This window comes from Pseudomonas sp. R-28-1W-6 (assembly GCF_009799925.1).
In the GTDB taxonomy this organism is placed as follows: domain Bacteria; phylum Pseudomonadota; class Gammaproteobacteria; order Pseudomonadales; family Pseudomonadaceae; genus Aquipseudomonas.
In genome coordinates this window covers 128,619-138,079 of sequence record NZ_WELK01000011.1, presented here as the reverse complement: position 1 = coordinate 138,079, position 9,461 = coordinate 128,619, and the positions used below count along the sequence as shown (strand labels likewise).

General features: G+C 67.1%; 11 protein-coding genes. 2 read left to right on the top strand and 9 right to left on the bottom strand.

Going from position 1 to position 9,461, the window contains the following annotated elements; translation table 11 throughout:
- Nucleotides 1-512: aconitase family protein (locus tag F3I62_RS17445; RefSeq protein ID WP_256667806.1), on the top strand; the 512-nt coding region annotated here is incomplete at its 5' end.
- Nucleotides 513-644: 132 nt separating this feature from the next.
- On the opposite strand, the gene murB is transcribed toward F3I62_RS17445, so the two are convergent.
- The 8 genes from murB to F3I62_RS17405 form a co-directional block, all read right to left on the bottom strand.
- Complete coding sequence (gene murB, locus F3I62_RS17440; RefSeq protein WP_160490909.1) at nucleotides 645-1,664, bottom strand: UDP-N-acetylmuramate dehydrogenase; 1,020 nt, start codon at nucleotides 1,662-1,664, stop codon at nucleotides 645-647.
- Nucleotides 1,661-2,125, bottom strand: coding sequence for a low molecular weight protein-tyrosine-phosphatase (locus F3I62_RS17435; protein WP_160490908.1), 465 nt, complete (start codon nucleotides 2,123-2,125; stop codon nucleotides 1,661-1,663). Before F3I62_RS17435 ends, murB begins: the two co-directional genes overlap by 4 nt.
- The gene (kdsB, locus tag F3I62_RS17430; protein ID WP_160490907.1) at nucleotides 2,125-2,889 is read right to left on the bottom strand and encodes a 3-deoxy-manno-octulosonate cytidylyltransferase; all 765 of its coding nucleotides are present in this window, start codon (nucleotides 2,887-2,889) and stop codon (nucleotides 2,125-2,127) included. Before kdsB ends, F3I62_RS17435 begins: the two co-directional genes overlap by 1 nt.
- Complete coding sequence (locus F3I62_RS17425; protein ID WP_160079593.1) at nucleotides 2,890-3,075, bottom strand: Trm112 family protein; 186 nt, start codon at nucleotides 3,073-3,075, stop codon at nucleotides 2,890-2,892.
- A 39-nt stretch (nucleotides 3,076-3,114) separates the two neighbouring features.
- Nucleotides 3,115-4,119 (bottom strand): tetraacyldisaccharide 4'-kinase, encoded by a 1,005-nt coding sequence (gene lpxK / locus F3I62_RS17420; protein WP_160490906.1) that lies wholly within the window; start codon nucleotides 4,117-4,119, stop codon nucleotides 3,115-3,117.
- Nucleotides 4,119-4,550, bottom strand: coding sequence for a biopolymer transporter ExbD (locus F3I62_RS17415; protein WP_160490905.1), 432 nt, complete (start codon nucleotides 4,548-4,550; stop codon nucleotides 4,119-4,121). Before F3I62_RS17415 ends, lpxK begins: the two co-directional genes overlap by 1 nt.
- Nucleotides 4,547-5,221 carry a MotA/TolQ/ExbB proton channel family protein gene (locus F3I62_RS17410; protein ID WP_160490904.1) on the bottom strand — a complete coding sequence of 225 codons (675 nt, stop codon included), beginning with the start codon at nucleotides 5,219-5,221 and terminating at the stop codon, nucleotides 4,547-4,549. The genes F3I62_RS17415 and F3I62_RS17410 overlap by 4 nt, the downstream gene beginning before the upstream one ends.
- Nucleotides 5,222-5,293: 72 nt before the next feature.
- Nucleotides 5,294-7,519, bottom strand: coding sequence for a DNA internalization-related competence protein ComEC/Rec2 (locus F3I62_RS17405; protein WP_178122531.1), 2,226 nt, complete (start codon nucleotides 7,517-7,519; stop codon nucleotides 5,294-5,296).
- 121 nt (nucleotides 7,520-7,640) lie between these two features.
- On the opposite strand from F3I62_RS17405, the gene F3I62_RS17400 reads away from it, so the two are divergent.
- Entirely contained in the window at nucleotides 7,641-8,171 is a 531-nt protein-coding gene (locus F3I62_RS17400; protein WP_160490903.1) for a DUF2062 domain-containing protein, read from the top strand.
- Nucleotides 8,172-8,216: 45 nt separating this feature from the next.
- On the opposite strand, the gene F3I62_RS17395 is transcribed toward F3I62_RS17400, so the two are convergent.
- A complete protein-coding gene (locus tag F3I62_RS17395) occupies nucleotides 8,217-9,461 on the bottom strand; it encodes a lipoprotein-releasing ABC transporter permease subunit (protein ID WP_160490902.1) in 1,245 nt (414 codons plus the stop codon).

Here is a 9,461-nt window from a genome sequence, read left to right as displayed (position 1 = left end):
TTGCCGGTGAGAAGATCGACGAAGTGTTCATCGGTTCGTGCATGACCAACATCGGTCACTTCCGCGCTGCCGGCAAGCTGCTGGACAAGGTCAAGGGTGGCATTCCGACCCGTCTGTGGCTGGCTCCGCCGACCAAGATGGACGCCCACCAGCTGACCGAAGAAGGCTACTACGGCATCTACGGCAAGGCTGGCGCGCGCATGGAAATGCCGGGTTGCTCGCTGTGCATGGGTAACCAGGCACGCGTACAGACCGGTTCGACCGTGGTCTCCACCTCGACCCGTAACTTCCCGAACCGCCTGGGCGACGCCACCAACGTGTACCTGGCCTCTGCCGAACTGGCAGCGGTCGCCTCGATCACCGGCAAGCTGCCGACTGTCGAGGAGTACATGGAGTATGCGAAGAACATCGACAGCATGGCTGCCGACGTTTACCGCTACCTGAGCTTCGACCAGATCGCCGAGTTCCGCGAAGCGGCTGCCAACGCCAAGATCCCGGCCGTGCAGATCTAAGCGTTACCGGTAATGAAAAAGCCCCGCCTGGTGCGGGGCTTTTTTATATCCGGAATAAAGTGAATGGCCTGCAGGAGCGGATTTATCCGCGAGATTCGCTGCCGAAGCGGCTCCGACAGATGCAGGCTTGATTCAAAGGATGTTCGGTTCGATTTCCAGCGACACGCCGAAGCGCGCCAGGATATCCGCCTGGATACGCTGCGCCAGGGCCAGCAACTGTGCCCCCGTGGCCGCCCCGTAGTTGACAAGCACCAGTGCCTGCAGGCGATGCACGCCGGCATCCCCCTCACGAAAACCCTTCCACCCTGCCCGCTCGATCAGCCAGCCGGCCGCCAGCTTGACCTGGCCATCAGCCGCCAGGTAGCTGACCAGATCGGCCTGCTCAGTGCGGATCCGCTCGGCCAGCTCGGCCGGCACCAGCGGGTTCTTGAAGAAGCTGCCGGCATTGCCCAGCACCGCCGGGTCGGGCAGTTTTTCACTGCGAATGGCACAGATGGCACGGCTGACATCGCTGGCAGTCGGTTGCTCGATGCCTTCGGCCTGCAGGCGCTGGCGCACCGGACCGTAATCCAGGTGCAGCGCGGTCTTGCGGCTGAGGGCGAAACGCACCCGCAGGATCAGCCAGCGCCCCGGCTGCTGCTTGAACAGGCTGTCGCGGTAGGCGAAGGCGCACTCGTCCAGAGCAAACTCACGCAGCTCGCCAGTCTGTCGATCCAGAGCGGTGAGGCCGGCGAACACATCCTTGATCTCCACGCCGTAGGCGCCGATGTTCTGCATCGGTGCCGCACCGACCGTGCCGGGGATCAGGCTGAGGTTTTCCAGGCCGGCCAGGCCCTGGGCCAGGCTCCACTGCACGAAGGGATGCCAGGGCTCACCGGCCTCGGCCTCGACCACTACGCGCTCGCCGTCATCACTGAGGATGCGCAGGCCGCGACTGGCCATGCGCAGCACCAGGGCCTCGACATCGCCGGTCAGCAACAGGTTGCTGCCGCCACCGATAACCAGCAGCGGCAGGTTACGCTGCGCGGCCAGGGCCAGCGCCTCGCGCACCTGCTGGTCATTGCCGGCCTCGGCGAACAGGCGGGCCGGCACATCGACGCCAAAGGTATTGAAGGGTTTGAGCGAGAGATTTTCGTGCAACGACAGGCTCACAGGCGCCCCCTGATTTCATGGAGCAGGGCATCGCTGGCCTGCTCGATCAGGTCGAGCACCCGTTCGAAGCCGTCGTCACCACCGTAATAAGGGTCCGGCACTTCATCCAGGGCTAGCTGGTAGCGGCGCAGGAACAGGTCCAGCTCAGCCGACGCAGCCCCTGGGCGCAGTGCCTGCAGATGTTTCAGGTTGCTGCGGTCCATCGCCAGGATCAGGTCGAAGCGCTGGAAGTCCTCGACTGCTACCTGGCGTGCGCGCAGCGGCGCCAGGTCATAGCCGCGGCGCTGCGCGGCCAGGCGGGTGCGCTGGTCTGGCGCCTTGCCGACATGCCAGTCGCCGGTGCCGGCGGAATCCACCTGCACTCGCTCGGCCAGGCCGGCCGCGTGCAGGCGCTGACGCAGCACGCCTTCGGCGGTCGGTGAACGGCAGATATTGCCCAGGCAGACGAACAGAACCTTCATCAGGCCCCCAGCAGACGGCGTACCCGCTCCAGGTCTTCCGGGGTATCGACCCCGGCCGGCGGTGCTTCCAGGGCATCGGCGACATGAATGCGCACGCCGTTCCACAGGGCGCGCAACTGCTCCAGGCACTCGGTATCCTCCAGCCAGCACGGGCCCCAGGCCACGAAGTCATGCAGGAAGCCGGCGCGGTAGGCGTAGATGCCGATATGGCGGCGATAGGGCACGCCAGCCGGCAGCTCGTCGCGGCTCTTGGCGAAGGCATCGCGGGCCCAGGCCAGCGGCGCGCGACTGAAGGTCAGGGCCAGACCGGTCTTGTCGCTGACCACCTTGACCACGTTGGGGTTGAACAGCGCCTGCACGTCCTCGATCGGCTCGGCCAGGGTGGCGATGCCGGCCTGCGGATTGGCAGCCAGGTTGGCGGCCACCTGATCGATGATGCTCGGCGGAATCAGCGGCTCGTCGCCCTGCACGTTGACCACGATGGCGTCGCTGGCCAGGCCCAGCTGGGTCGCCACTTCGGCCAGACGGTCGGTGCCGGAGTTGTGTGCGGCATCGGTCATCAGCACCTCGGCGCCAAAACCCTGGCAGACCTCGAAGATGCGCGCATCGTCGGTGGCCACCACCACCCGCGCCGCACTGCTCTTCTTCGCCTGTTCCCAGACATGCTGGACCATCGGCTTGCCGGCGATGTCCTGCAGCGGCTTGCCCGGCAGGCGGCTGGAGGAGAAACGCGCGGGGATGACAACGATAAAGGCGGCAGTCATTTACTTGTCCAGGCGCTCGTCGACGTTGAGGGTGCGTGCCTCGCTTTCCAGCATCACCGGGATGCCGTCGCGGATCGGGTAGGCCAGGCCGGCACCCTTGCTGATCAGTTCGGTCTTGTCTTCGCTCAGTTGCAGCGGGCCCTTGCAGACCGGGCAGGCCAGGATATCGAGCAGTTTGGGATCCATGGGAGGTGTCCTTGGAAAGAGTGAAAACAGCAGAAAGAGTCAGCGCTTGAGCGGCACCAGGCGGCTCAGTTCGCCATCCAGCCAGGCAACGAACGCCTCCGACGGTACGGCATCCACCGCCAGGTACCACCAGTCATCGGCGGCAAAGGCCCGGCATTTCACCGAGTCCTTCTCGGTCATGAGCAGCGGCAGCTGTGGACTGAACTGCAGCAGCTCGGGGCTGTAACTGGCGTGGTCGGCGAAGGCATGCGCGATTGGCTGCCAGTTTAACGCCTCGAGGGTATTGAAGAAACGCTGCGGATTGCCGATGCCGGCTACTGCATGCACGGCCTGACCCGGCGGAAAATGATCGAGCGCGGCACGCGCGCCACTGCGCAGGTTGACCAGGGCGGTCGGCTGCAGGCGAAAGGCATAGCCCTGCGCGCTGTCGGCGGCGGCGCCATTGAACAGCACGGCATCCACCTCGCTCAGGCGCTCGACCGGCTCGCGCAGCGGCCCGGCCGGCAGGCAGCGGCGATTGCCCAGGCCACGGGCGGCATCGATCAGCACCAGCTCCAGATCGCGAGCCAGGCGGTAGTGCTGCAGGCCATCGTCGCAGAGGATCAGGTCCAGCGTTTCCTGTTCCAGCAGCGCCTGCACGGCGCGCGAGCGCTGCGGGTCGATCACCAGCGGCACGCCACTGCGCTGCACCAGCAACAGTGGTTCATCGCCCGCCTCGGCCGCCGAGTGCTCGGCACGTACCCGCCAGGGCAGCTGCGGCGGCTGGGCGCCGTAGCCGCGACTGACCACGCCGACGCGCAGGCCGCGGCTGCGGCAATGCTCGATCAGCCAGAGAATCAGGGGGGTCTTGCCGGTACCGCCGACGGTGATGTTGCCGACCACTATGACCGGCACCGGTGCGCGATAGATCTCGCCACGCCCGGCAACGAACGCCTCACGCTTGCCCTGCACCACCCGCCGGTACAGCCACTCCAGCGGGCGCAGCAGGGTCAGCAGCGGATGGCCGCGGTACCAGGCCTCGAGCAGGCGATCGGAGAGCGCCATCAGGGCTTGGCCGCTTCGGCCTCGACCGTGGTGATACGCAGGTGGGCAAAGCCCAGCTTGCCGGCGGCATCCATGGCGGTGATCACCGCCTGGTGCGGCGTTTGCGCATCGGCGCTGATCACCAGCGGCAGGCTGTTGTCACCCGCGGATTCCTTGCCCAGGGCCGCCATCAGGCTTTCCAGGTCGCTTTTCAGCAGGGCCTGGCCATTCAGCGAGTAGCTGCCTTCGGCACTGATCAGCACTTCCATCTGCTTCAGCGCGGTGTCTTCCGGCGGCGTGCCGCTGGCCGCTTCCGGCAGATCGACCTTGAGCTGGGTCTCGCGGGTGAAGGTGGTGGTGACCACGAAGAACAGCAGCAGGATGAACACCACGTCGATCAGCGAAGCCAGGTTGATCTCGACGTTTTCCCGCGGTTTGCGCCGGAACTTCACGCCTTCCTGCCCTCTTTGCGGGTTTCCACCTTGGCCACGGGAGCAGGCATATCGGTCAGGTCGACATCACGGTCGCCCTGCACCACTTCCACCAGCTTGATCGCTTCCTGCTCCATGCCCACCACCAGCTCGTCGACCCGACGCTGCAGGAAACGGTGGAAGAACAGCGCCGGGATCGCCACCATCAGGCCCGCTGCGGTGGTGATCAGCGCCTTGGAGATACCGCCGGCCAGCACCGAGGCGTTCGCCGTGCTATTGCCGATGAAGGCACTGAAGATGTCGATCATGCCCAGCACGGTACCGAGCAGGCCGAGCAGCGGGGCGATGCCGGCGATGGTGCCGAGGGCGTTGAGGTAGCGTTCCAGCTCATGGATGACGCGGGCGGCGGCTTCCTCGATGCACTCCTTCATGATCTCGCGACCATGCTTGGAGTTGGCCAGGCCAGCGGCGAGGATCTGCCCCAGCGGCGAGTTGGCGCGCAGCTCCCGGAGCTTCTCGTTGTTGAGCTTTTTTTCCTTGATCCAGCGCCACACCTGGCCCAGCAGATGGGGCGGGGTGATGCGGCTGGGCCGCAGGGTCCACAGACGTTCGGCGATGATGCCGGCGGCTGCGATGGAACACAGAATGATCGGCAGCATCATCCAGCCGCCCGCTTTGACCAGTTCCCACACGGTAGTGCATCCCCCTCGGAAAAGTGGCGCCACTCTAGCATAGGGATGGCGCCGAACAGACCTCCCCGGTTCTCATTTTTCCCGCCAGAAGACCGCACGCTCGCGCCAGCCAAATGCCGGCTGGCGCGCCCCCAGCTCGATGCGCAGGGCGCCGCTGGCGACATTGTCGTGGAGCACGATGGAGCGCGCCCGGTAACGCGCCACGACCTGCGCATGGGGATGACCGAACGGATTGTGCGGGCCACGCGACAGCAGCGCCGCCGTCGGCGCAACGGTATCGAGAAAAGCCGCCGTGGAGGAACTGCGGCTGCCGTGATGGGGGATCTGCAGCCAGTCGGCCCGCAGATCGTGCCCCGCGCGGAGCAAGGCCTGCTCCGTGGCGCTATCGATATCACCGGTGAGCAGCAGGCTCTCGCCAGCGGCCTCGACCTTGAGCACGCAGGACGCGGGATTGCCCTCGCCGGCCTGAGCCCAGCGCCAGGTGGTGAAACGCACCCCGTCCCACTGCCAGGTCGCGCCGTCCACGCAGGGCGCGGCGCCCAGTGCCGCCGGCAGCGCGGCAGCTTCGCCACTGAGCACCTGCACCACCGGCATGCGCTGGCGCACGGCCAGGGCGCCGCCGGCATGGTCGCTATCGGCATGGCTGAGCAACAGCACGTCCAGGCGCTCCAGACCCAGGTAGCGCAACGACGGCAGCACCACCCGCTCGCCCAGATCGAAGTCGCCATAACGCGGCCCGGCGTCATACAACAAGGCATGCTGGCGAGTACGCACCAGCACCGCCAGGCCCTGGCCCACGTCCAGCTGCCAGACTTCAGCGCGCCCCGCCGCCGGCAGATGCTGCGGCGGCAAGCCCAGTGGCAGCAACAGCACCAGGCCCAGGGCCCGTAAAGGCAGCCCGGCCGGCAGCAGCACCAGCCAGGCCCCCAGGCTGACCAGCAACCAGGCCCAAAGCGGCAGATGCATGGGCAGCCAGGCCGGCAGCGCCGTGGCGAGCAGGCCCAGCAGCTGGAACAGCACCTCGAGCAGGCCACCGGCCAGCCACAGCAGGCCCTCGCCCACCCCGGGCAGGGGCAGCAGCAGGGTACCCAGCAAGGCCAGCGGCACCACCAGGAAACTCACCCAGGGCACCGCCAGCAGGTTGGCCAGCGGCCCGCTGGCACTGAGCGGCAGGCCCAGGGCGAGAAACAGCGGCAGCAGGCCGACGGCCAGGGTCCACTGCGCCCGCCACCATACCTGCCACCAGGACCAGCCTCCCAGGCGGCCGCTGAAGACCAGCGCCAGCACCGCCACCGCGCCGAAGGACAACCAGAACCCGGCCTGCAGCACCGCCAGGGGCTCGACCAGCAGCACCAGAATCCAGGCCAGCAACAGCGGCGTCCACACCCCGAGATGGCGAAAGCGCAGGCGCCACAGCAACACCACCGCGATCATCACGCAGGCCCGCCGCACCGGCACCTCGAAGCCGGCCAGCAGGCCGTAAGCCAGGGCTGCGGCGAAGGCCAGGGCACAGGCGGCGGGCAGCCAGGGCAAGCGTTGCGGCCACCAGCCGAGCCGTGCCAGGCCGGCGACCAGGCCATAGAGCAAGGCCGCCAGCAAGGCGACATGCTGCCCGGAGATCACCAGCAGGTGCACCGTGCCGGTGTCCTGCAGCACCCGCCAGTCCGCCGGGCTCAGGCCGGAGTCGTCACCCAGCACCAGCGCAGCCAGGGTGCCCTCGCGGTGCCAGGCATCGACAGCGAGCACGCGCCGGCGCAGCGCGTCGCGCCAGGCCGACAGGCCGCCCGCCGCCTGCAGGCGTTCGCCCTGCTTGACCGTGCCGCCGGCGCCGATGCGCTGCGCCAGCAGCCAGGCCTCGTAGTCGAAGCCCTGCGGGTTGACCAGTCCCTGCGGGCGCTTGAGACGCACCGCCAGGCGCCAGCGCTCACCGGCCCGCAGTGCAGGCCCGTCATGCCAGGCCAGGCGCAGCAGCCCGGGCAAGGACGCGCGCCGCGCCTGCGCATCGGCCAGCTGGAAACGCACCACACCCTCGCGCTGCTCCGGCAGGCCGACCACCTGCCCTTCCAGCCACAGGGTCTGGCCATCCAGCTCGGGCGCCAGGCGCTCGTCCAGCGCCCACTGCGCAGAGACGCAAGCCCAGCACAAGCCAAAGAGAAACAAGGCCAGGGGATAGCTGCGATAGGGCAACAGCATCAACCCGACCGGCAGCGCCAGCCACAGCAGCCAGGCCGGCGGCAAAGCCGGCAACAGGCTAAGGCTGGCCAATCCGGCGGCCAGTGCCAGCATCCCTGCGCGCATCCCGTTCTCCCTGCGGGCGCAGCCGTCCTGGGGCGCCACCGATCCGAGGCTGCCGGCCCGTCACAAGCCAGTCACCGGCAATGGGTGCATAATAGCCGCGCTTCCGTCACCCGAGAGTCTTATGCCGCGTCGTGTATTCAAGCGCTACATGCCCGACCCGGAAAGCATCCGAGCGAACAAATCGCTGCGCTTTCTGGGCAAGCTGCTCCATGACCCCAACCTCTGGCACCTCAACCGGCACTCGGTCGCCCGGGCCATGGCCGTGGGCCTGTTTGCCGCCTTCATCCCGCTGCCCATGCAGATGCTCCTGGCTGCCAGCCTGGCGGTGCCGGTGCGCGGCAACCTGCCGATCTCGGTGGGGTTGGTCTGGCTGACCAACCCGATCACCATGCCGCCGGTGTTCTACTGCACCTACAAGCTGGGGGCCTGGATCATGGGCGTACCGCCCATGCTGCTGCCGGACGAACTGACCTGGGAGTGGATCAGCGGCGAACTGGCCACCCTCTGGCAGCCCTTCCTGCTCGGCTCGCTGGTGGCCGGCCTGGGGCTGGGCGTGCTGGCCTACAACCTGACCATGCTCTACTGGCGCTGGTGGGTACGGCATAACTGGCGCAAGCGCCAGGAACGACGCCAACAGGCCACACCAGAATGAAAAAACGCCGCGAACTAGCGGCGTTTTCCATTCGCGGCAGCGACCTCAGTCGTAGCGCAGCGCTTCCGCCGGCTGGGTGCGCGAGGCGCGCCAGGCCGGATACAGGGTGGCCAGGAAACTCATCAGCAACGCGGCGCCACAGATCAGCAGGACATCGGCGGCCTGCAGGTCGGATGGCAGATTGTTGATGTAGTAGATATCCGAACTGAGGATATGCACCCCGCTGGCCCGCTCCAGCCAGGCTACCCAGCCGCTCACGTTGAGCGCGACGACCACCCCCAGCACACCGCCGACCAGGGTACCGATGCTGCCGATCACCGTGCCCTGGACCATGAAGGTGCTCATGATCTGCCCCGGCGTGGCGCCGAGGGTACGCAGGATGGCGATATCGGAGCGCTTGTCGGCCACCACCATGACCAGGGTGGCGATGATGTTGAACGCGGCAACCGCGATGATCAGCAGCAGGAGCAGGCCGATCATGGTCTTCTCCATCTTCATCGCGCTGAACAGGCTGCCCTGGGTATGGGTCCAGTCGTTGGCCTGGTAGCCGGCACCCAGGCTGGCGGCGATGGCGGCGGACACCTGTGGCGCCTGATACAGATCCTTGAGTGCGATGCGCACGCTCTGCACCTGCTGCGGGGCGATGCGCAGGATGCTCGAGGCGTCGGCGACGCTGATCAGCGCCAGGCTGCCATCCAGCTCGGCGCCCACCTTGAACACGCCGACCACGTTCAGGCGCTGCATGCGCGGGGTGATGCCGCTCGCGCTACTGCTCACCTCGGGCACGATCAGGGTCAGCTTGTCGCCGACATTGAGACGAAAACGCCGCGCGGTCACCTCGCCGATCACCACGCCGAACTCGCCGGGACGCAGGTCCTCCAGGCGGCCCTGCACCATGTGCTGGCCGATGATCGAAACCTGCCGCTCCTGGGCCGGGTCGATACCGTTGATCAGGATCGGCTGCATCACGCCCCGGGAGGAAAACATCCCCTCCAGCTCGGCAAAAGGCGCGGCGCCGATGACCTGCGGATTGCGCCTGGCGACCTCGGCCACGGCATTCCAGTCGGCCAGCGGCTGCTCGGCGCTGAGGGTGGCGTGCGGCACCATGCCGAGGATGCGCGTGCTCATTTCCTTCTGGAAACCGTTCATCACCGAGAGCACCACGATCATCGCCAGCACGCCGAGGCCGAGACCGATCATCGAGGTCAGCGAGATGAAGGAGATGTAGTGGTTGCGCCGCTTGGCGCGGGTGTAACGGGTACCGATGAAGAGTGCGATAGGCCGGAACAT